Here is a 23,079-nt window from a genome sequence, read left to right on the forward strand (position 1 = left end):
TACAGAAAAAGGTGAGCAAGGAATGCTGAAGAAACTGCTTGGAGCAATTCGCCAGGAGGCGTCGGCGGGGAACGCTGAGGCGTCGGTGGAGGCTAAAAAGAAGAGTCAGCCGAGTAATAAAAAGAGAAAGACTGGGACGCCGCCTGAGAATGCGCCACCGTCAGCCTTGGATGCGCGCACTCTGAAGCAGCGGTTTCTCCATGAGGGAGCGCTGGAGGTTGAGCGAAACCGGTACTTTGTCGCGCTCATGGCGATGGCAGGTGTAGTGGCAATGCTTGGTGCGGCCATTATGGCGCTGACGCCGCTCAAAGAAGTGACACCCTATGTGATCGAGACCGATAACGTCGGGCGAACGGCCGTGTCGGATGCGCAAGTGCGCGAATTCGAGCCCACAGAGATTCAGCTTCGGTACTTCCTGGCCGAATGGACGGATCACATGATGACGGTGCGTCCTGGGGTGACCACTCAAAACCTCCCGCAGGCCTTCAACAAGACCGAGGGGACGGCTTCGCGCCAGTTCCGAGAGCACATCGATGAATATGATCCAATCGGGCGGGCGACGAGCAACCCCGAGCGCACGGTCGATACGCGAATTCGGTCGATCAACTTTCTCCCGAACCAGGCCGTTATGATACAGTTTCACACGCTTGAGCGAGGTCCAGATCAGGCGGATCAGCGAACGGATTACTCGCTGGCGATCAACTACGAGACGTATCGGCCGCAGACCGAAGAGCAGATCCTGGAGAACCCGGTCGGTCTCGTGATCACCAACTTCAACCTCACAAGGGATATGGGGGGTCAGTAATGAAAGGATTCATGCACTCGCGGGTGCTAAATCGAGCGCTCGCGCTATCTGTGCTTGCGCTGGTGCCAGCTCTGGCTCTGAGCGTTCAATCGGCCACCGCGTCGGATATGTCGGCGTCCGCGGAGCCGTACACATTCCCGCAAGAAACCCGTCTGGTGAAATTTCGCTACGACGAGAACCGCACGTACGAAATCCTCGCTCGCCCGGATGCGCCAACCAACATCGCTCTGGGGGAAAACGAAGAGCTTGTTGCGTTGGCGATCGGCGATACGGTTCAGTGGATCACGGAAGATGTGCCAGGGAACATCTTCATCAAGCCCGTCCGTTCCGGTATCTATACCGCCGGCACGATCGTTACCAACAAGCGTTCCTACCAGATCAGCCTCCGTGCGGTACCGTCCAATGGGCAGTGGTATCAGCGTGTTTCATGGGAGCACGGATCGGATGGAATGGTCCGTGAAGCGCGCGGTGGTGGCGAGTCATTTCAGACTTCGGTCGGTGCTGCCCCTCAAGAGCAGGCGGGCGGGCAACAGGTAGGCCCTGTTCCAGGACTGGATGATCGGGTCTCTCAAGCATCGACGTCTTCGAGCCCCCGGCCGTCGGATCTAAATTTTGGCTATGAAGTCCGGGGTGCCTCCGGGATTGTTCAGAGCGCATTCGATGATGGTCGATCCCTCTGGATCCGGATGGAGGACGGACTCGAGGAGCTTCCGGCGGTGTTCGTGCAGGGCCGGTCGACAAGCAAGGCACTGGCGAACTACCACGTTGATGGCGATTACATCGTGGTTCATCAAGTGAGCAGCCGGACAACGCTGCGTATTGGGCAGGACGAAGTGGTGATCGAGAAGGGGTAGAGGCGATCAGGGCCTCTTTCCGGAAGGGAATCCAAACGAGATCAAGGTAGATCATGGCGAGCAAAAATGACCGCGAACGCCCCATGGACGACGATCCAGACGTTCTGGAGGGGGAGTTCGAAGAGTACGAGGAGTCAGTGTCCGGTGAGGATGATCGGGACAAGCCTCGAGGCAAAACCTCCAAGAAGCTAGCGATCATCATCGTCAGCGCGATCGGTTCCGTGATGGCGCTAGGGATGATGATGTCGAATACAGCGGACCGTGCGGGCGGTGATGCGGAAGAGGGCGATCCGCTTCCGGGTTCGTCCGGATCGGGCCGCGACTTTCAACAGGAGATTGAGGAGCGCGAGCGCGAGGCGCTTGAGCGGCGTCGGGCGCGCGAGGAGCAGATGCGGCTCGACCGCGAAATGGCGGAGCAGGAGGCCCCCCAGGAAAATGAGCGTGAGGGGCCTGCTATCCGCCCCGATGCGCCAGTACCGGGCGGCCAAGCGCAAGACGATGGGTTGACCGAGCGTGAACGAGTGATGCGTGAACAGGCCGCTCAATCCCAAATTGTCGCAATCGCCGGCCAGGGTAGCCGGGCCAGCCAGGGAGAGCCGGCTGAGGTCAGTGAGCGCGAACGGGCCCAGCAGGGGGCAGAGCAGATGATGGCCGGGATGCAAGAGCGTCAGGAGATGGCGCATGAGGCGATGCGGCAGGCTCAGCAACAACCGCCGGGTGCGACTGGTGGGCGAGAGTCTCGCCGCAACCCCAACGAAGAATGGCTGGAGCGGTCGCGCGAACGCGATGCCAATGAAATGACGCCCGTCCGTGATCGCGCCCTTGATCGTCCGGTGGTGCATGAAGGGTCGGTAATTCCAGTGGTACTCCAGACGAGCGTGAACAGCGATCTCCCAGGCATGATTACAGCGCTAACGACGCGTGATGTGCGGGATTCGATCACGGGTGAAACCGTGGTGATCCCGCGCGGGAGCCGGCTGGTGGGCGAGTACAACGCCGATGTGGCAGAAGGTCAGGACCGGCTTATTTTTGCCTTCAATCGCGCCATCTTTCCGGACGGCCGTGATATTCAGCTGGGCGCCATGCAGGGAGCGGATGGCGAAGGCCGATCGGGGATGGACGGCGACGTCAACACGCACTTTTGGTCGCGTCTCGGACGTGCGGGCCTGATTGGTGCCATTACGATGGGTGCAGAGCGCCAGGCGCAGCCGGCGAATGTAACCGTTATTGGTGGTTCTGGCGGTGGCAGTACCGACGGAGGAACCAAGGCCGCCGAGATCTTTGCAGGGGTCGCGGAGGATTCGATTGACCGTCACCGAGATCGAGCCCCGACGATTACAATCGACGCGGGAACGACCATGAACGTGATGGTGAATTCCGACATCGTTTTGTAGTACAGTTCGTGGCAGCAACGGAAAGGAATCCGTGAGAGGAACAAGGATGTTGTTCAAGACGATCCCCATCGCAGGGGCAGCACTGGCCTTTCTGGCTGGGCCCTTGCTGGCAGAAACCAATCCTGACGAAGACGCGGCCGAGCGTGCCCCGGTTACGCTCGAAGACGCGGCCGAGCGTGCCCCGGTTACGCTCGAGGACCTTGGTGTTCGCCGCAACAACAATCGCCCACTGGTCCTGATCTCCCGCGACGAAGATGGTGCGCGAATTGCGCATTTCTTTCGCAGGGGTGAATCGTCCGCCTACCGCTCCGTGCCGGTAGAGGAAGATCAACCGAGGGCGCAATCAGCCGCCTATCGTTCATCCGCTCAGAAGAACGGCGCGCTTGCCCGTTCTCATCTTGCCCCGCAGGCGACGATTCGCCCCTATGAGGGGGCGATCAACACCACCAGCTTTCAGCGTGAGGTGATCGCCGTTTCGCAACGATACGGCGTGGACCCAGCCCTCGTGCGCGCAGTGGTGCATACCGAAAGTTCATTCAACCCGTCCGCCGCCTCACACGCCAACGCGGTGGGGTTGATGCAGCTGATTCCTGAAACCGCGGAACGTTTTGGTGTCGTGGATCGCACGGACCCGATGCAGAGCCTCGAGGGGGGCGTCCGGTATCTGCGCTTCCTTCTTGATCACTTTGACGACGTGGAGCACGCCATCGCCGCCTACAACGCGGGTGAGGGGGCGGTTACGCGGCATAACGGTATTCCGCCGTTCGAGGAAACGCAGAAGTTCGTTCCAAAAGTCCTGTCGCGGTATCAGCGATACAAGGAGGTAATGGGGTCGTGAAAGCAGTACACGGGGTAAGGGGTGCGGCAGTGATGATGGTTGTCACGCTGAGCGCGTGCAGTGCGCTTGAAACGAAGGACGGCGACTCATCTGATCGCTGGGGAAAGCTGGACGGCCACAACCCGCAGGAAGTGATCGTATCGGAGTCGGATCAGTACAACTTTGATTACATCGTGACTGATATGAACGGCGGGCGCGCTCGGGGCCAGGTGTTCGATGATGGCGAAACGACGTATTTCGTCTGGCCGGATGGCGGGGACATTGCATCGCTTCAGGACGCGTCCGGTGCGGCACGGGAGAGCCGCCGGGAGGGACGCTATCGCGCGACCACGGCGGTGGAATCGATGTGGTTCGCTAAAACCGAATCCGGTCAGTCGATATGTATTCGGGCCGGCTGGATGGGTGAGTCGGCCTGCGGTGATGCGGTGGAAGCCTCCCGTGATCAACGACCCAGCGAAGAAGCGCTGTTGCAGCGCAGGGAAGAGCTTTTGCAGCGCCTGAACGAGATTGAGAACAGCAATGACGGACACAAGGAGTAGTGCAGTGAAGAATGCCAAGGGAATGCTAGTGGTGGCGGTGCTGGCGGCGGCAGCGGCGGCCCCAGCCGCCGCCGACAACTGGGTGACCTACATGGATAACCAGTCAGTGAACTCACCCTACAGTTTCGACTTCCAGACGCGTGGGGCGCCCAACGCGCAGCCCCTCCAGGTCTTTACCGACGAGTACGAGACGTACATCGAGATGCCGGAAGGGGTGGACACCCATTACGCGCTGGTCGATAGCAGTCGCGTGCAGCTCCAGGAAAGCCCGCCGTACCTGATGCTTGAGGATGCTCCTCGGGAATTCTTTATTCGCACCTCGCATGGTGAGGTGGAGGTCATTCGCCGTGGGGATCAGACGCTCGCGGCAAACCTGTCGGCGCACCAGGCGAATGACGGCTGCGACCCGGTTTGCGAAAGCCCGACGTATGTGTTGCGTGCAGGAACCATGCTGAGCGAGTCGTTGCGACGCTATGTGCAGGCGCAGGGCTGGAATTCGATGCGCTGGAATGTCCAGCACGACTACTACATTGAGGATGACATCCCCATGCATGGGGATATGCAGTCCGCAATCGTTGGGCTCGTGCGTAGCTATCAGGCTCAAGGCGGCCTGATGGGGGTATCGCCGCGCTTTGCCGAGTCAAATCGCGTGGTGGTGTTCGAGCAAACCGACATGTCCGGGGACTCGCCGGCTGTGCTTAATGCCCGGTAACGGGACAAAGAGAAAAGGAGTTCTACGCATGATCCCATGGAAGAAGGCAGTCCTCGCGGCAGCGGTGGCAGTGGCGACTACTGGGTGCGCAGGTTTCGGTGAGACCACCGAGACGGTGCAAAACAGTGAGCGCCAGACCAGCGAAACGCGTCAGCAGATTGATCAGTTGGAAGCAGAGCGTGTGCGAGCGAATGAAGGTACGCATGAGAGGGCCCGGACGCCTGGCGCTGGCGATGACCTGTACCTGAATACCTCGGCGGTGCCGATTCGCAAGACGTTGCCGCCGGCATTCGAGCGTCAGGTGACATTCCATGAGCCGTACCCCACCCCGATTGGCAGTGTGATGTCCAAGCTGTCGGAAGTGACGGGGCTCCAGGTGGGGTTCGAGTACGACCTGGTAGATCCTGGTGCGAATCAGGGTAACCAGGGTGGGGATCGGGTCGACTCGGCGGGCGATGACGTCGGCGTAGTCGATCTGGATGAGCTGGTCGGCGGCCGCGTACATCAAGCGGATCTGCTGCATGACGTGGAGATTTCGCTGTCCCATCAGGGGCGAGTGCGCGACGTGCTGGATGCAGCAGCGAACACGCTCCAGGCGAACTGGCGCTACGACGAGAATTCCAACCGAGTTGTCTTCTACCGATATGTCACCAAGACCATGCGGGTTGCGATGACCCCGGGGAAGATGATTAACGACGTGCTCATTGAGACGCAGAGCGACGGTTCTCGCAGCGGTGGCGCGGAAAGCAACCTGCGCCTGGAAGGCGAAAGCTCGGTGTGGGAGAGCCTCGAAGACGCGCTGGGCACGATGGTTTCAAGCCGGGGGGCGTTCTCGGTGTCCGATACCACCGGAACGATCACGGTGCGAGACGTGCCGGACGTGGTGGACCGCGTGAGCGACTACGTCGACAACATGAATGACACGTTCTCGCGCCAAGTCTCTGTGGATGTGCAGATCTATCGAGTCGAGGCGACCGAGAATGAGCTTCGGGGCGTCAACTGGAATGCCCTGTTCAACAACAACAACATGGAGTTTGAGGTCAGCTCGCCGGGTGGCAATGCCTCTGGCGATGTTTCCCCCGGGGGGGTACGGCTATCTGTTCCGGACGGAGCGGGGACGCTGAGTAATCTCGTGGGCAGTGAAGGATTCATTGCGAGTCTCGAGGAGATCGGCGATGTATCGGAGGTGACATCGACGACGCTTCAGACGGTCAATAACCAGCCCGCACCGGTACGGATTGGTCAGACTGTTTCCTACCTGGAAGAGGTTTCGCAGACCGATACCGCGAACGTGGGCTCGCAGGCATCGCTCACGCCGGGCGAGGTCGACGTTGGTTTCAGTATGCAGCTGCTTCCGCATGTTCAGGACAACGGCCGCGACATGCTCATGCAAGTGATGATCACGCTGTCGACATTGGACCGCCTTGAGGAATTCAGTTCCGGTGACCAGACGATCCAGCTCCCCGAGGTTTCCAGCCGCGACTTCGTGCAGCGGACTTGGCTGCAAAGCGGTGAGGCACTGGTGCTGGCTGGCTTTGAATCCATTCAGGCCAACCTTGCTCGAAGCGGCATCATTGACGCGGATAAGTGGGCGCTGGGTGGGAACCGCAGGGCGGAAAACACCCGCGAAAGCCTGATCATCGTGATGACGCCGACCGTGACCTCTATTCAGGACCGGTTCTAAGCGCACGGAGGCGCGTCCATGAAGACGATCAAGATCGACAAGAGGATCTACCTCGTCGGGCTTTCCTGGTATGGCGTCCCGCGGGACGCCAACCTGAATGCGCGATATATCGACCAGCTCGACCCCGAGCAGGTGACCGGCCGTGGGCTTGTTCGCGAGGATTCAGGCGAACGGTTCGATGAAGCGTTTATCGGGGTATATCGCGGCGATACGGCTCCTCCAAAGAGATCGGTTTCGCTGGCGCAGGCGGTCGCGAAACAGTACCCCGACCACGTCGTTCTGGCAGACCTGGGGGGCGACGACTATTGGGTCGTCATCACTCATCAAGGTGCGGTTGTGCCGGGCACCGATGTTGTGGGTACGCAGGAAATCGTCCACCGCACCCTTCAGGGCTACATCGGGCTGTTCCTGGAAAACCGCCTCGCCACGAATGGCGAACGGTTGCTGCGCACGGATCTCCTGGATGGCGACGCCGCGGAGTGGCTGGGTCAGATGAACGAGCCCGCCCAGGCGCTGGACCTTGAAGGGGTAGCGCAGAGCGAAGATCAGCCTCCGCCAGTCGAAATCATTGCGCGGGGCATGTCGCCGGTACAAAAAGCTGGTCTGTCCGCGATCGGCATCGCCGTCCTGGGTATCTCCTCGTTTTTTATCTACGACGGGACGCAGGATGACTTCGAGCCAGCGCCGCCACCCGAGCCGCCACCCGAGCCGGCCGTGGACGAGGGCGATCGGGAGCAGCGTGAGTACATGGAGCAACTGGTAGCAACGTTGGATGGCCGCCTACCCGTGTCGAACGACTGGGTCCGGCCGACGCTCGATCGCGTCCTGATGGAGCATGCGAACTCGGGTATGGGTTGGGCGTTCGAGGGCGTGAATTGCACCCCGAGTGCATGTGACCTCTCGTGGGTCCCGTACTCTGTGTTCCGGCCCGTCAGGGGGTTCCATCAAGAGGTGGGTTTGCCTGATGGCGCCGTTCGTATGGAAGACGGTGGGGACGCACTGAGCGCAAGCGTCGACGCGAATGAAGTGTCGATGCAGTCAATGGATGCTCTTGGTGTGCATGAGCTGCCTCCCGGGCACGAAGTGCGAAGTGACTGGTGGGACGTGATCCAGATGGAGCAGATGCGGATTCCCGGAGTGGAATTCGAGCAGGACCGGCGTGGCGCCAGCAGGATCGGGCCCGCCGAGCTTCCAGAGGCCGAGGTGATTCGTGTGGAAGAGGGGAGGATCTATGCGAACGGTGCCAACCTAGCGCAGCTCTCTCGTCTGATGGACACGCTGAATGAACTGCCGATGCGGGTAACGAACGTAACCTATGCCCCAGGGACCGCGGGCGAAACGGAAACCTCCCAATGGAGGGTGGAGATGACCTATGTGGCACGACAGTAAAGGAACAAGGATGCGCCGAAATGTGATTGCCGCGGCAGTGGCAGCTTTTTGTCTTGGGACCGCTTCGGTCGCCGTAGTGAACGCGGACAACGAGGATATGCCAGCCTTCATGCAGGAAATGGAGGATCCGTCCGACGATAGTGGTTCGGCGACCACCGGCAGTGAAGCGTCATCGCAGGCTTCCGATCATGTGGGTTCTGAAGCGGTGGAAAACGATGGCGTGGAAAGTCCACCCGACTTCATGGAAGACATGGATGAGGTTGAAGAGCCGACGGGGACCTCTGGGGAGTCTGAAGCGATCAAGGATCCGAGCGATACCGAAGGTGCCGGAGACGTCGGGGGGGCGAGCGGTCAGGAGGTAATGGCTACTGAAGACGGTGATGCCGACCGTGTTGGTGACAGTGATGCGTTGGAAGACGAATCCAGTCAGCCGGTACCGGACCCACAGCCGATCATCGCTGGAGATATGCAGAAGTATTCGCCAGGCGTGATGACGCCGGATGAGCGCGCTTACCTTGAGGAGCTGCGCTCGCTTCAGCGCCAACAGGAACTCTGGCAGGCACGGAACGAAATGCTCGCCATGCAGCAGCAACATGTGGAAATGACTCAGGAGATGCGGAAGTTGCAGATGCCGGAGCCCTCCGAGGCGGCAGCCCAGCAGGCGGAGCGTGAAGCCGAAGAGCGTCAGCGCGACGAGCGGGACCTGCGCCAAATGATGCTGGTATCGGTCTTTGGTGGGCAAAGTGACCCTCGTGCAGAGCTGTTCTTCGCGGGCGGTCGCATGCAGGTCAGCAAGGGCGACGTGCTACCGGGGGGTTGGACGGTCCGAGACATTGAGCTAACCCGCGTGCTGGTGGAAAAGGATCGTCGTGAGTTTGAAATCGGAATGGGGTCGCCATCCACCACGCAAGGTCAGGTCGAGGCGGTGCCTGGTGCCCCTCAGCTTCAGGGCAACCCTGAAGGGGCCGGGTCGGGACAGACCTCCGCTCAAGGCATTTTCGGGAGGTAGTTATCGTGAGCATGGACGCAGCCGAACAAACCCAGGAAGGGGTCGAGGACGTGAATGTTTTCGACGCCGAGGTATCGATCGAGGACGAGTGGCAGGAAGAGCCTGAGCCTAGCGGCGCGGGTCAGATGCGTGATCCGTACGCGGCTTTCGAAGATCCTGAAATTCTGAAGATGTCCGACCTTCCGGACTACGACTGGGTTCTGGAAGAAGGAGTGGGTGGAGTCAAGATTCCGGACGGGATCGAGAAGTTCGCTTGTATTATCGCCCGTGTTCAGGCGTGGCACGGCGATTTCAGTCGAGAGGACATCCGTATTGCCAGTCTCCCGGATATGGTCGAGCAGGCGTCCGTTGACCTGGAAATCTGGCTGGTGGTGACCGGGCGCGTCAAGGATCGGAACGCGCTGAAGGTGGCTGAAATGGTGCGAAGCCTTCGGAATCGCTACCCACGCGCCCGCCTGCATGCAAAGCCGAAAATTGCCACGGCGGCCATCATCGAGGCGATGTATGAGCGAAACAATGAGGTCGTCAATGGTGCGATCGAAGATGTTTCGGAAGAACAGCAGGAGTTCGACAAGCTCGGCCGATATGCCTTTGATAACGGGGTGTCGGACATCCATATCGAGGTTACATCGGAGCAGGCCCAGATCTTGATGCGCCAGCACGGCCGGCTGCGGCACTACAAGGACCTGGCACCCGCCAAGGCCACCGCCATTTGCTCGGCGGTCTACAACACCATGTCGGAAGCAGGTTCGACCCGTGACTCTTTCAATGAGCGCAAATTCCAAAATGCGGTGATTGACCGGCCGTACGATGAAGGGCGTGTCCGGTTTCGTTACGCGTCCATGCCGGTCGCACCCAATGGGTTCAATGTGGTCCTGCGGTTGCTTCCGGTAGGTGTGGAAAGCGCGCACAAGTCGTTCGAAGACCTCGGTTATGCCCCGGCGCACACGCAGAGCATGCAGCGGGCAATGGCGCGCTCATCGGGCATGGTGATCATCGCGGGGACCACCGGATCCGGTAAGTCCACGACCCTCAAGAATGCGATGGAGGGCGTGGCAACAGCCAATCCCGACCAGAAGATCCGAACCATCGAAGAGCCGGTCGAATACTCAATCCGGAATACGTCGCAAACTCCGGTGGTGCGGGACGATAAGGAGAAGGATGGGGCGAACTCCAGCAAACCGTTCGCTGATGCGATCAAGGCGGCCATGCGGGCCGACCCGGACCGAATGCTCGTCGGGGAGATTCGAGACAAGATCACGGCCGAGCTCGCGATTCAGGCATCCCAGACGGGCCATGGCGTTGCCACGACCCTACATGCGGAATCGTGGAGCGGGATCTTCGATCGACTGGGATTGCTGGGGATACAGATGGGCGTGTTGGCGCAGCCGGGCCTCATCGCAGGTTTGGCTTACCAGAAACTGATGCCGGTGCTGTGTGAGCACTGCAAGATTAGTTTCCATCAGTGGGTGGATGAACAGGCAGACATGGAGAATCCAAAGGACTCAGGTTTTGTAGATCGAGTCCGTCGCGTCGTCCCCGACGCCGATCTGGTGATGGTCTACATGACAGGGCCTGGGTGCCGTCAGTGTAAAGGGACAGGGATAACCGGCCAGACGGTTTGCGCGGAGGTCGTATTGCCAACCAATGCCATGCTCGATGCGGTTCGTCATGGTGATGTCGTCAAGCTGAGGCAGCTCTGGAGGGAACAACGAAACGACTCGGACCCAGATGACATGAGCGGGCGGACTGCATTCGAGCATGCCCTGCTGAAGATGCGCCACGGGATCTGTGATCCGAAAGATGTGGAAAGCAAGTTCATGCGGTTGGACGAAGTGTTCCACCTCGACGATTAAGGATCGATGATGAAAGAGAAGCTGGAAAGGATCGCCAGCGAGGCTCGGTCACGGATGGACGCAGTGAAGGGTGCGCTCGCTGGTCGGGTTCGGGCGAAGGGGACAGCTGTATCGGAGGAAGGCGCCGCCGCGGCAGAGTCAGGTCCACCGTCGCTCAGGGACCGCCTGGATGCATGGAGGAATCGAGCGCAAGAGCGTTGGGCGGAGATCAAAGAGGACCAGGCAGCGCACCAACGATCCGGGGCTCAGTCTGAAATGTTGCGCGGCCTTGAAGGCCGTTATCGGCGAGTGATGGCGAAGTTGGCCTTCGGTGCCAGTAAACGTGCGGATATGTACGAAGATCTGGCGGCCTTCCAAGAGGCGGGAATCCCGCCCTTTGACGCGCTCAAGTCTGTGAATGATGTCCATCGAAAGCGACGCAATCCGCTGGCCTATATGACGGACGAATGGATCCGGGTCATGGAAGGGGGCGGCACGCTGGCGGACGCGATGGTGCCCTGGGCCGACTCTGCGGAAGTGGCGATGATCGCTTCAGGGGACCGCTCTGGTGAGCTTCAGGAGGCTTTGGTTGAGGTGTCGAAGCTCACTCGTGCGCGGCACGAGATGATGGCCGAGGCCGCTCAGAAGCTGACCATGCCAATGGTAATGATCGCCGCCCTGTTCGGGCTCGTGTACTACATTGCGATCACCATCGTCCCTACAGCACAGGATCTCCTCCCGGAAGAACACATGCCAGCATTCGCGGGGGGGTACTTCGCGTTTGGCGCGTGGGTGCTCTCGTACGGCCCCGTTGTAGTAGTGGCTCTGGTGGGGGCGATGATCGCGCTGTTGGTCTCGCTGCCAATATGGGCTGGCCCGAAACGCGACCGTGTGGACCGGTGGTTCCCTTGGACCCTCTACCGTTCTCTCCAGAGTGCATTCTTTATGATCACGCTCTCCGCCATGATCCGCTCTGGAATGCCCACGGCAAAAGCTCTTACGGAGTTGCGAGAATACGCCAGACCATGGATGCGACGTCACCTGGATCGCATGCTGAACAGCCTGCGCCAGGGGCGACGTGAGACTGAGGCACTGGATTCGGGGTTGCTGATGGATGCCATGAGTGACCGGCTGTACATCTACAGTCGACTCCCCGATTTCTCGGTGGTAATGCAAGCCATCGGGATCGATGCGATGAAGGGGTTGAAAAAGACCATCAACCGGTTTGCGACCCTGACATCGATTTCCGTCATGCTTTTGCTGGCGGTGTTCATCCTGGTCACGGTGTTCGCTCTCGGCGAGACCAGTTTCGCCATTTCGGAGGCGGTCGAGCAGCAGTCGAGCGGCATTTGAACGACCTGAAAACGGTGGGGTAGCCTCGATGCTGAGTTGCCCCAAACAGCATGAAACCAACCAAGGATAGGTACTAAATAAAATGGAAAGCTCGAAAACGGAAATCGCAAACCTTCACACGGTTCATGGCGGGAAGCGGAAAAAGGCGAAAGGATTCACGCTCATTGAAATCCTGATTGTGTTGGCAATCGGGGCTGGCATCCTGTTCGCCGTGTTTATGGCGGTCAATGCCGTCCAAGGCAAGGCGGTCGCAAAGGAGGCCTCCGAAACCCTGAATCTTATGGTGGCGGATACGCGCGCCCGATTCCGTAGCGTCGGCAACTTCAGCGAGCTGGGCAATGATGGTTCTCAGATCCTGATCGATAACAACATTCCGCCCCGTTCGATGATCAATTCCTCCGAGGACGCGATTATCTCGGCTTGGAATACGGAAATCGATGTGGCCGAAGCCCAGCTGAACACCCCCGGGGATGCGGTGGCGTTCACCTACAACGACGTGAATTCCGACGATTGCGCCAACTTTGTTCAGTCGGCCGAGGGGTCCTTCTCGCGTGTGACCGTCAACAACGCGGTAGTCAAAGAGCAGCATGAAACGCTCCAGATTGGCGCGCTGGGTTCCGCCTGCTCTGCGGATTCGACGGTCGATATCGAGTTCGTTCAGGGCCGTTAAGAGACAAGCAAACGTGTACGGATAGCCTTGGAGGGTCGAGCGGGGCCCTCTGGGGCTTTTGTCTTGCAACTGGGCCAATGGAGGGGCGCAGTGAAGCGAACAAGGAGTAGTTCAAGTAGAGATTCGCAGCGTGGGTCAGCCCCGTTGATTGCGCTCTTGATTGCCCTCGGGGTGGCGAGCGCGGCGTTACCTTGGGCGCACCAGATGATGGCGCGAGAGGCAACGGACGACCTTGCGAAATCCGCAGGCCGCGATATGGCGCAGCTCGCCATGGGCGTTCGGGGTGCGATTTCCAAGCTGCAAACCCTGAATAAGGCCGACGAGGCTGCCGCCGCCGCGCGGGCCGCACAGATCGAGGCGAACGGGATCGATTACCTTCGTCCGAGAGAGTGCAGCGAAAATCCGGCCTTCCCAACGGTAGAAGAGTTCGCCGAAGACTGGCAGGGATACATTCCGTGCCGCGCCGCGCGCTACGGCGAGTACGAAACCCCTTTCATGGCCGATTATGACCTGACGGTGGATACGACCGCGCCGGGTTCTGGCTACTACGAGATCCGAATGGGGTACGTCGTGAATACACCGGCCGACCAAGGACGGGCCGGCGTGGTGGCCTCACGTATCGCAAACTCCGCTCACGAGAGCATGACCGTGGCGGAGACGGTCGAGGCGGCAGGCGGGATCCACAAGACCTTCCAGGCGAACATCGCATCCGACTTCGATTTCAACCAGCCCGCGGCCGTGATCCAGCAGGAAATCCAGGACGCCCAGGCGCACGACATGGGTCACCCCGACTTCGGACGCGTCATGCTTGTGGCAAGCGCGGACTCCGAAGCCGATATCTGGCTGCGAATCGACGGGCTCAACCACATGGAAGCGGATCTGTATGCGGCTGAGCCCGGCAGCGACCCCGTGGACTGGCACGACATTCGTCATGCGCGAAACATCGAGCTATCCGGCGAAGCGGTCATTGCTGAAGACGTTTATGTCGGGGGTACCACGTTCATCCAGGAGTCTCTCCGTACAGAAGAGAACGTGAATGCTGGTATCGATGTGATCGCCGAGCGGAATGTGATCGGTGAGCAAAATGTCGTAGCGGGTCAAAACGTGAAGGCTGAAACCGGCAGCGTGGAGGCCGGGCAACACTTAATCGCCAACGAGTACATCTTTGGTCGAGACGTACTGCTAGACGACATCGGGCGCCTGGCGAGCCAGGGTGTTTACGACGTAACCGTCATCAACGGATCGGGATGGATGGAAAAACCGTCGTGCGGCCCATTTACGGGGGAGCCCCGGATCTTTACAGCCGTTCAGGGTATTACCCCCAACGATGGACGACCGATGCACGGCCATGAAGTTTTTGTGACGGATGGTGGTGATCGTTGGGATATCGAGCCGCGCATTCTAACGAACACCGGCTGGGAATCTACGGATAACGCGAACATCATCGCGATGGCGAAGTGTGGTTAGGAGGTCGTCAATGAAGCTCAGAAGGGCATGTTGCGGGTTGCTGCTGGCTGTGTTCGCGCTCCTTGTGGGGTCGTCTCACGGCGATGAATTCGATAGTCAGAACATCCGGGACAATCTTGGGATTGGAACGCCCGGGGAAGTGCAGCATCCGGAAGGCGGGATGGGACACATTGAGGAACCGGAGATTGGTTTCGGTTGGACAGACCCGGGCGTCGCCTACGGCCTGGAGAACATAGAGTCCAACCCGTACGCAGGCGCCCAACAGGCTTGCGAGAACGATGGAGGTACGTGGCATAGCAGCAATGTCTGCACCTTCGAGTGGGAGGATCCGTCCGATAGTGAAGTATGCAATCGCCTCGGCGGTAACTGGACCGGAGGCGAGTGTCAGTTTTAGTGCAGCGTCTTAGAGAGGTGGCGTGATGTTAAGGAAAACGAAAATTGCGGTCGGCGTTGCCCTCACGTTGTCGATGATTTCATCGGGGTCGGCGATGGAGCGCGGCTCTGGAGCAATGAGCGGGTCGAGTGGTGATGATTACCACTCGGAGTCGATCCGCCAGAAACTGGGTGTCGATACAGGCAGCCTCTACGGAACCTCGGACCGCGGCGAGATCGAAGACCCTGATGTTCAGTTCGGCGGTGTGGATGCTTCAGATGCAGTGTTGCCAACTGAGTCGGAGCGATTCTATGCGCAGGCCCGGCAGACGTGTGAGGACAACGGTGGGGAGTGGTACTCGCCGGAGTGGATTTGCTCATTCGATATGCCCGAGCCGGTGGGGGAGGCCGGGACGTGCGAAGGCCTTGGAGGGTCGTGGACCAGCGGCTCGTGCGATGTGGCGCTCGAGCCAGAGCCAGAGCCAGAGCCTGAGCCCGAACCCGAACCCGAACCCGAACCCGAACCCGAACCCGAACCGAGCGAAGTGCAAGTTGGGAGCGTGAGCTGGCGAATGACTGATAGCTTTGCCAGAAACAACCCGGACGTAGTCTGTAGGCAGCAATTCGGTGAAGGTGTATGGGCTGAAAACGTTCGGCAAACCGGAGCAGATTGCTACTCCATGAATTAAAGCCACGAAACGGGGGCGCCGTCCTAATAGAACATTGGCATTGAGGAGTAGAGCGTGAAAAAGAAGCAACTGAGCAGGGAAGTGCAGTCCGCGCTGGAAACAGCAGCGATCGGGGCAGCGGTGCTCGGTGGTCTGACGTTGGCGATGGCGCCAACAGTTGCGGTTGCTGACGAAGGGGCGCATCGGGTCGTGATCACGTCATCAGGCGACCACGTAGGCAGCGTGACCGTGCCTCCGCCCGAACCCGAACCCGAACCCGAACCCGAACCCGAGCCCGAACCCGAGCCCGAACCCGAACCCGAGCCCGAACCCGAACCCGAGCCCGAACCCGAACCCGAACCCGAGCCCGAACCCGAGCCCGAACCCGAGCCCGAACCCGAGCCCGAACCCGAGCCCGAGCCGATCAACGCGGGCGGAGGGATGCAGGTGCCCCATGGTGATGTGGCCGATGTGCCGCGTTTGGAGTGGGGTTGGGATGGTCAATATGGAGCGACTAGCTACACGTCTGGGCAACACAATGTGAGCCAGATGGACAGCGGGCAGCCGCTAGGGGCGTTTCCGCCGGCGTTGCATTGCGACCGCCTTGATGCGCATGGACATACCGATTGGTATTGGCCCGCGATCAATGAGCTGGACACGATTGCTCAGTCGGGGGCATTGCCCGCGGCGGGGGCCGATCCCAATTCCGCGATCTGGGCCTCCACGGAATCACAAGGCGGAGGACTAGCGTCGGACGAGCAAACGGCGTATCGGCTTCTCCATGACACGTCAGGAACCAACAGCGATCGAATCGAATCAACCTGGTCGCGAACGTTGAGCATGCAGGTCGTTTGCGTGAGGGATAATTAGCGGTAATATCGATTTACGCTACCTTTTGCTATAATCCGGGCCAGAGACGGCTTCGGAATGCGACATGACCGAATCAGGACCTGACAGCAAGGGCGCGGCCCCGGAAACCCCGGGTTCGCGCCCTTCTTCTTTTCGGCCTCATCGAGACTATGTCCGGACGTTGAATACCCCCGCGTCCAAGCGCACGGGCGAGAAGGCGCTGCGGTCCGTCGCCGCCAGTCTCGGGTACGAATCACCGGACGCCGTGCCCTGGGAGACACTACGCCGCGGCGATGCCCTCGATCTGCGTGATGAGCTGGTATCACAGGAGCTTTCCCCCGCCACACAGTCGCTCTATCTCAGTGTTTTCCGGGGCGTGATGCACGAGGTGTGGGTCGCGGGCCGGATCTCGGGAGACGAGTTCCAGCACATCCGTGAGGTGAAGGCCGCCAAGGGGAAACGCCAGCCTCGAGGCCGCGCTGTCGCCGAGGACGAGATGGACTGTTTCACCCAGCACCTGGAGCGGGATCGGACGCCCATTGGGATTCGCGATGCGGCCTTGGTCAACGTGCTCTACTCCACCGGGATGCGACGTTCGGAGGTTGTCGATCTGAGGATCGGCGACCTGGTGCCGGAGGAAAAGGCGGTACTGATACGAGGGAAAGGCAACCGGGAGCGAACGGGGTACATGGACGACGTGGCCTGGGACGCCCTCAATCACTGGATCGATGAGGTTCGCGGTGAGCGTGATGGCCCGTTGTTCCTGCCTATGGCCCGGGGTGGGCATATCCAATGGAGGCGCATGAGTGACCAGGCGGTGGCGAAAGTCGTGCGCGAGCGCTCCATGGAGGCCGCGATGCCGCCTACCCTGCCCCATGATATGCGGCGATCCTTTGCGACGCAGCTCCTCGACAACGGGACGGATCTGCTGACGGTGCAGCGATTGATGGGGCACTCGTCGGTTACCACCACCCAGATCTATGATCGGCGTTCCGATGCCGCCAGTCGGGCGGCCGTGGACGGGCTCCGCCGAAAGCGAGGCAAGGATGCGTAAGGTGAGCGTGGAAAAGTGCGAAGGTTTTCGCATCGTCCCGCAAGACAGGGCAAAACAACTTATGCAACAATTATACAACCGGTTGGCGAGAGCTATCCGACCCGAATTACCTGACACCCTCACAGGTAATGTTTGCAGGACCCAGGACGTAGCTCCAGCGCCTCGGAGCTGCGTCTTTTTTTCTTCCTGGGGCCTCTTCTCGCGCCCGCTCAAATGGACTCCACCATTCGCTCAAGGAACCGCGGGTGCCGGGGTGCCACTATGGGGCTGAACCCTCGATCGTTGCCGCCATCGCTTGGCCACCAGGAAACAAGCGACCGGGGGCCGTTTGGCGTCATCGACGACACGGACCAGAACACCGATCCGGGATATGGGGCCTTGTTTTCACCGCCCGATGGGTTCGAAGGAAACTTCAGCGACTACAAGGCCCTGATGAGGCGACGGTTGCGGGATCACGCGTGGCGTAACCGCATCCTAGAGGTGTCTCGGCAATATGCCCGACCGGCCCCGCGTGACCCCCGAATTCGGGTGGATGGTCGCTACCGGGTCCCGGCGCGCGCCTTGATGCGCGAGTTCGCCGCCTGGGCTCGCAAGACCGGTCGTTCTCGTGGCGCGTAGCCGCCGCATGACGATTCAGGAGGCCGTTCAGATGGGTTTCCTTACGGCGGCCGAGGCGAAGAAGCAAGCGGCTCAGCCGTGTGTGGCGCGCAAGGCCGCCTCGAGAGCGCGATCGGGCCGGCGGCGCCCCGCTCCCGCCGTCGATCCGCAACAGATTCTGGCGCAGGCCCTCAAAGAGCGACTGGGCTCGGACGCGGTTCAGGAGGAAGTCACGGGGCTGGTGCCGGGGCGCGCGTACCGCGTGGATATGCTTCTACCAGCCTCGGGGGTTGTCATCGAATTCGACGGCTTTCAGTACCATCGCAGCAAGGCCGCGTTCCAGAAGGACCGGGAGCGTCAGAACCGCCTGGTGCGGGAGGGCTATCGTGTCCTTCGCTATTTCAACCGGCAAGTGCGAGACGGTCTGGAAGAGGTTGTGCAGGAGGTCGTGGAGATCCACGGGCGATTTGATCGAAAGGGCGACCGTTCGGCCGTGTAGCAAAACAACCCGGTCCCGGCGGCGCGGGGTTTTGTGTCTGGAGGCGCGACCCGACGGGTTTGTTTTGCAATCGAGATGCCCCCGTTACCTGCTGCTGCGATCGCGCAAAGAAGAAGGGCCCGGTGCTGTCGCGCTGGGCCCTTTTCATGGACTACGATTCCGCCGGATCCGGTGGTGGACTTCGCCGGAGCCGTCGCCACCCTGCAATGACGTTACGGCGAATCACCGGCTCGATCATAAAGCCGGCTATGAAGAACAGCACGAATAGCAGATTGCTGGCGCACATGATGATGTCTCCTTGGGCCTAGCGACGGGACTGTAGCTGGGCCTCGATGGCCTGGAGTTCGCGCCGCAGCTGATCCGCCTGCTCGGCACCGCTGCCTTGGGCCCCCGGGGCACGCTGGCGTTCTGCCTCGCGGGGTTGCATCCCCTCGCCGCCGACCATGATCGTGTGCGACCGTTCGGCGCCATCGGCTCGATGCGTGCTCACCTGCTGGGCGTATTCGTGTCCTTCCTGGAGTGGTACCGGCTGAACGTTGAGGGTCATGTGGCTGGCGGCCACGCCCTTCAGGGGGCGGAAGGATTCCTCGGTCACCTCGACCGGGGGCGGTGACTTGATGAGAGAGGCCCAGGAGCCGGAGTGGATCACATCTTCGTCCGGTATCTCAAGGGTTGTGCCGATCATCAGGTCGTCGGGGTTGCCGTTGCGGAACGCATGCGGGTTCTCGCGCACAATGGCCGCGGCGGCGTCGTAGATGTCGTGTCGGCTCAGGTCAAAATGCTGCTGGGCGATATCCAGCACCGTATCCCCGCGTTCGATCGGCCCGTAGGTCGGGACCTCGTCCGGATCGGGGGCCGGCCGGTGCGGGTCGTGCATCGCTTCCGGGGGCTGGGACACGTCACGGTCGACGCGGCCGGTGGGGGCCATATCCCCTACCACGTCCACCGGGTTGATGGTCTGGACCGCGTTCTCGGCCAGCATCTCGATGCTGATTGGTTCGCAGTGCATGGCGTCGCCCACCCGTGAGCACTCCATGTAGACATCACCATCGTCCTCCGCCAGCTCGGGGCCGTCTTCAGACGGGGCCGCCTCTGCGTCCTGTGCCGGTTTTGGTTCGACATTGAGATCCGGTATCTCGGGCATCTCAGGCGCCGGTGCCGGAGACGGCGCGCGGTACGGTGTGGGGGCGTGCGCCGACGGATCGGCGGGCGCGGTGACAGCGGGCCCCGGGATTGGCCCGGAGTCCGGACTGGCAGCGGGTTCGGGTTCACCGGCGGCGTCGTCCGAGTAGCCGGGCATCTCCTCCTGCGGGACCCAATCCTTCTCGCCCTTCTGCGGGAAATCGGGCGAATCTGATTTGTCTGACTTGGCTTCCGGCGCCATCGAGGGAGCGCCGGGGTGATACTGACCGATCGGATTCGGGAACGGGCGCTGGTCCAGTTCCCGACTCCACTCAATCGCCGTGTCACAGCCTTCGCAGACCTCGGCGGCCCCGGCCGGGCGGCTGAGGGTTTCGAGCATCGCGGCACGCGGTCCGTTCTCGATCTGATTGGAACGCTCGCCCATGCTGGACCAATCGGTCTGAGCGGCGCCGATACCCAGTGCAAACGCCACAGCCAGCCCGCCCGCCAGGGTGGACATGCGGAAGGTCACCGGAGGGTTGGATTCGGCGCTCGTGCGTTGGGAGGTGGGTTGCGGAATGACCGCGGGGAGATTCGTCTTGCTCATGGTTCATCATCCTTGATTGCACTCGTGGATCGAGTCCGTCCCCCGAAGTTATCCACAGAATCTGTGGATAACCTTGTGGACGTCGCACGCAAACCTTTGCGAGCGGTTCATTCTAACGGCTGATCAAAATTTGATCATGGGCCGTTTTACGTCGGGCGATGGTCCTCATCATCCGACGCTTCCTGGCGGGCCCGTTCGAGCAGTTCCGAGCGTACGATCTCCACGTCGCGATCGGCCTGGATGCCGATGCGGACCTGGGAGCCCAGGATCATGGCGACCTCGACGACGATGGTGCGGCCGTCCACGTTGATGTGGAGGCTTTCGCCCTGGCGTCGGCCGAGGATCAGGTTGGGCTTGCGCGTTGCTTTATTGCCGTTGGCTTCGCGGCGCGGATTCGGTTTGGGATTCGACATGGTGACCTCCAATGGTCGAAGTGGTGGACATGGAGGCACTTGTTCGCGGTCGATGCGGTTGGCGTCCCTGCCATGTCATAGCGGCGTTCCGTTTGCCTTTTCCATCCATGAGTGTAGTGCGTAACAGGTCCTATTGTTGCAGTTTCAGCCCGTCGTGGGTAGGGAGCGGGCGCAATAAATCGGCGCGTGGTCGATCAGGGGTTCGGACTCGATGCGGCGGTCGGCGCGCGGCTTGCGCGCCGCGGCCGGGCGCGGCTCCTGGTTGTGGCTCGGCGGTGCTCCGCCCGGGGGCATCGGAAACAGGATCGGCGAGTGCGCGACCACCATGCGCTTGCCGCCGTGTCGGAACTGAACATTGGCACGCAGGTGTTCCTGCGGCGGGTAGGCCTCGTACAGGTCGATGGCGTCCGGCACGCCCGCCAGCACCTGCCGCGCATGCTCCAGGTCCTCCTCCTGCTGGAAGATGGCCTCGAGGCGGATTTCCGCTTCGGCGCGGGTCAGGCGTTTCAGGGGGCGATGGGCGCGGGCCATGGTGAAGCCAACCGCGCGCACCTCGTCCTCGACCCAGAGGACGTGGCGGTAGAGCTGGCGCAGGCTCACCCGCGGGCCGATCCACAGGCGCAGGCGCTCCTTGGCGATCTTGCGCGCCTGGTGCCCGCCGAACGCCAGGCGCAGGTCGGCCACGGCCTCGGCCAGGGCGTCCTTGGCGGCGTTGTACTGCTCCACCCGCAGCAGGGTGTCGTGGCTGACCCCGATCAGGCCCGGGGCCTGGTGCGTGAGGGTGGTTTCCCCGTAGTCCACCGAGGTTGCATGCACGATCAGCTCGTTCAGCGACGGGGTGGGTGTCCCCGCCCCCCAGGCGTAGCGTTCCGGGGCCTCCTGCATCACGGCCTCGCGCAGACGATCCCGCAGCCGCAGCACCTGTTCGGCGGTTTCCTTCAGTCGGATTTCGGCATCGGTGTCGGCCATATCCCCTCCCGGGCGTGCATCCTGCACCTATTTCGGCCCTCAAAATATACCATAGTTCACAGTTCCTCCGAATGCCAGGGGTGCGCCCCGGACCCCATTGCCAGCCCTCCGGCCCCGCCTCGGTTCTTCCTTCCTTGAGCTGGACCCTCTTCTTGAATCCCCCTTCAGTCGCGCGCGCGGTTCGCCAAGGGGAGGCCCCGGCCCTGTCGGGCTCCCCCAGCGCCCCACTGCGTGGGGGTACCCGTACCGTTTTGCCCGGACACTGACGCAGAAGGGCCCCGGGGAGAAGAGAGAGGACTCAAGGGAAAACCGATAGGGGAAGCCAGGATCGGGCGTTGGGGTGACCCTGGATGGGTGATCAGGGAATGGGGAACGCTATGAACTATGGTATAAATTCTGGGCTGAAAAACGGGTTTGCCCCGCGCGTGCGACGCCGTTAGGATCTTGGTCGCTGGCTCGTCAGGACGACGGGCGTCATCGAAGGGAATCGAATCGCATGGGAGATCAACAACCCGCGCCTGCGCTGGATTCACACCACCTGGTGTTCCAACCGATCATCGCCCGGCCGTTCGCAGGCACCCCTCGGATCGAATACTGGGAAGTGCTGTCTCGCTGCATCGATGCCGGGATATCCGGGGTGCCGCAGGCCCTGTTGCAGGACCCGCAAGCCACCGGCCGCATTGATCGGGCCACCCTTGAGAAGGTCGCCCCCTGGGCCCGCGAAAACGACGGCCGCTTCGGGGTCAACGTCGCGGCCTCCACCCTGCTGGAACCCCTGTACCTCCGCCAGCTGGATCGCCTCCTCGAACAGGGGGTCGATCCCAGGAAGCTGGTCATCGAATTGACTGAGACCTTCGATCTGGACCGCATCCCGCCTCTGGTGGACGCCCTCGAGGCGTTGCGCGAACGCAGGGTCGGGGTCGCCCTCGACGATTTCGGTACCGGGGGCGCCGGGCTGTCGATCTTCACCCTGTTCGACTTCGACTACGTGAAGGTCTCGCCCTGGGTGGACACCACTACCAGCCGGGGGCGGGCGATGTTCGAGGCCCTGATGGCCATGAGCACCGACCTCGCGCCCCGGCACGGCTTCCAGATCATCCTCGAAGGGGTCGAGGACGCCGACATGCTCGCCCATGCTGACGCCTTTCAGGTCCATTGTGTGCAGGGGTTTCATCTGGGTCGCCCCAGCCTGCATCCGAAGGTGCCCGCCGCCATTGAATCCCTCGACGTGGCGCCTGTCTGGCTGTGATGCGTGCCCCGCCGCCACCGGATGAATACATCGAAGACAAACGCCGCCGCCACCGGCGACGGCTGGAACGTATGGCCGAGTGCGCCCCCAAAGCACTCGACCGTCTGCTGGACCGCTGGGCCAGGAAGGCC

General features: G+C 61.2%; 22 protein-coding genes. 19 read left to right on the top strand and 3 right to left on the bottom strand.

Annotated features, from left to right (window positions below; all coding sequences use genetic code 11):
* Positions 1–22: 22 nt before the first annotated feature.
* From TK90_RS14155 to TK90_RS14240, 18 genes are all read left to right on the top strand, one after another.
* Entirely contained in the window at positions 23–805 is a 783-nt protein-coding gene (locus tag TK90_RS14155; RefSeq protein ID WP_013006674.1) for a type IV secretion system protein, read from the top strand.
* Positions 805–1,659: a TrbG/VirB9 family P-type conjugative transfer protein gene (locus TK90_RS14160; protein WP_013006675.1), complete on the top strand. Its 855-nt coding sequence runs from the start codon at positions 805–807 to the stop codon at positions 1,657–1,659. Before TK90_RS14155 ends, TK90_RS14160 begins: the two co-directional genes overlap by 1 nt.
* 53 nt (positions 1,660–1,712) lie before the next feature.
* Entirely contained in the window at positions 1,713–3,053 is a 1,341-nt protein-coding gene (locus TK90_RS14165; protein WP_013006676.1) for a TrbI/VirB10 family protein, read from the top strand.
* A 46-nt stretch (positions 3,054–3,099) separates the two neighbouring features.
* Positions 3,100–3,891: a lytic transglycosylase domain-containing protein gene (locus TK90_RS14170; protein WP_013006677.1), complete on the top strand. Its 792-nt coding sequence runs from the start codon at positions 3,100–3,102 to the stop codon at positions 3,889–3,891.
* Between the two features lie 32 nt (positions 3,892–3,923).
* Positions 3,924–4,430 (top strand): hypothetical protein, encoded by a 507-nt coding sequence (locus TK90_RS14175; protein WP_018940596.1) that lies wholly within the window; start codon positions 3,924–3,926, stop codon positions 4,428–4,430.
* A 4-nt stretch (positions 4,431–4,434) separates the two neighbouring features.
* Positions 4,435–5,142 (top strand): TcpQ domain-containing protein, encoded by a 708-nt coding sequence (locus TK90_RS14180; protein ID WP_013006679.1) that lies wholly within the window; start codon positions 4,435–4,437, stop codon positions 5,140–5,142.
* Between the two features lie 28 nt (positions 5,143–5,170).
* A complete protein-coding gene (locus TK90_RS14185) occupies positions 5,171–6,826 on the top strand; it encodes a type II and III secretion system protein (RefSeq protein WP_013006680.1) in 1,656 nt (551 codons plus the stop codon).
* Between the two features lie 18 nt (positions 6,827–6,844).
* Complete coding sequence (gene pilO2, locus TK90_RS14190) at positions 6,845–8,215, top strand: type 4b pilus protein PilO2 (RefSeq protein WP_013006681.1); 1,371 nt, start codon at positions 6,845–6,847, stop codon at positions 8,213–8,215.
* A complete protein-coding gene (gene pilP, locus TK90_RS14195) occupies positions 8,199–9,224 on the top strand; it encodes a type IV pilus biogenesis protein PilP (protein WP_244406408.1) in 1,026 nt (341 codons plus the stop codon). The genes pilO2 and pilP overlap by 17 nt, the downstream gene beginning before the upstream one ends.
* 11 nt (positions 9,225–9,235) lie before the next feature.
* On the top strand, positions 9,236–11,080 hold the full coding sequence (locus TK90_RS14200; protein ID WP_018940595.1) for a GspE/PulE family protein: 1,845 nt from the start codon (positions 9,236–9,238) through the stop codon (positions 11,078–11,080).
* A gap of 9 nt (positions 11,081–11,089) precedes the next feature.
* Entirely contained in the window at positions 11,090–12,412 is a 1,323-nt protein-coding gene (locus tag TK90_RS14205; protein ID WP_018940594.1) for a type II secretion system F family protein, read from the top strand.
* A gap of 82 nt (positions 12,413–12,494) precedes the next feature.
* Positions 12,495–13,082, top strand: a complete 588-nt coding sequence (locus tag TK90_RS14210) for a type II secretion system protein (protein ID WP_013006685.1) — start codon at positions 12,495–12,497, stop codon at positions 13,080–13,082.
* Between the two features lie 144 nt (positions 13,083–13,226).
* A complete protein-coding gene (locus TK90_RS14215; protein ID WP_244406409.1) occupies positions 13,227–14,549 on the top strand; it encodes a hypothetical protein in 1,323 nt (440 codons plus the stop codon).
* Between the two features lie 10 nt (positions 14,550–14,559).
* Positions 14,560–14,943, top strand: coding sequence for a hypothetical protein (locus TK90_RS14220; RefSeq protein WP_013006687.1), 384 nt, complete (start codon positions 14,560–14,562; stop codon positions 14,941–14,943).
* Between the two features lie 25 nt (positions 14,944–14,968).
* Positions 14,969–15,610 carry a hypothetical protein gene (locus TK90_RS14225; protein WP_013006688.1) on the top strand — a complete coding sequence of 214 codons (642 nt, stop codon included), beginning with the start codon at positions 14,969–14,971 and terminating at the stop codon, positions 15,608–15,610.
* 54 nt (positions 15,611–15,664) lie between these two features.
* On the top strand, positions 15,665–16,459 hold the full coding sequence (locus TK90_RS15300; RefSeq protein ID WP_013006689.1) for a hypothetical protein: 795 nt from the start codon (positions 15,665–15,667) through the stop codon (positions 16,457–16,459).
* 160 nt (positions 16,460–16,619) lie between these two features.
* Positions 16,620–17,492: a tyrosine-type recombinase/integrase gene (locus TK90_RS15470; protein ID WP_018940591.1), complete on the top strand. Its 873-nt coding sequence runs from the start codon at positions 16,620–16,622 to the stop codon at positions 17,490–17,492.
* A gap of 625 nt (positions 17,493–18,117) precedes the next feature.
* Positions 18,118–18,588: an endonuclease domain-containing protein gene (locus TK90_RS14240; protein ID WP_244406410.1), complete on the top strand. Its 471-nt coding sequence runs from the start codon at positions 18,118–18,120 to the stop codon at positions 18,586–18,588.
* Between the two features lie 304 nt (positions 18,589–18,892).
* Here the strand turns inward: TK90_RS14240 and TK90_RS14245 are convergent, their stop codons facing one another.
* The 3 genes from TK90_RS14245 to TK90_RS14255 all read right to left on the bottom strand — a co-directional run bounded on the left by TK90_RS14245 (position 18,893) and on the right by TK90_RS14255 (position 21,699).
* Entirely contained in the window at positions 18,893–20,317 is a 1,425-nt protein-coding gene (locus TK90_RS14245; RefSeq protein ID WP_013006693.1) for a hypothetical protein, read from the bottom strand.
* 146 nt (positions 20,318–20,463) lie between these two features.
* Positions 20,464–20,730, bottom strand: a complete 267-nt coding sequence (locus tag TK90_RS14250; protein ID WP_013006694.1) for a carbon storage regulator — start codon at positions 20,728–20,730, stop codon at positions 20,464–20,466.
* A gap of 144 nt (positions 20,731–20,874) precedes the next feature.
* The gene (locus TK90_RS14255; protein WP_013006695.1) at positions 20,875–21,699 is read right to left on the bottom strand and encodes a hypothetical protein; all 825 of its coding nucleotides are present in this window, start codon (positions 21,697–21,699) and stop codon (positions 20,875–20,877) included.
* A 496-nt stretch (positions 21,700–22,195) separates the two neighbouring features.
* Here TK90_RS14255 and TK90_RS14260 point away from each other — a divergent pair, with 496 nt between their 5' ends.
* Positions 22,196–22,948 (top strand): EAL domain-containing protein, encoded by a 753-nt coding sequence (locus TK90_RS14260; RefSeq protein ID WP_018940589.1) that lies wholly within the window; start codon positions 22,196–22,198, stop codon positions 22,946–22,948.
* The last annotated feature ends 131 nt before the right edge of the window (positions 22,949–23,079 follow it).

It is taken from the genome of Thioalkalivibrio sp. K90mix, from assembly GCF_000025545.1.
Taxonomy (GTDB): Bacteria; Pseudomonadota; Gammaproteobacteria; order Ectothiorhodospirales; family Ectothiorhodospiraceae; genus Thioalkalivibrio.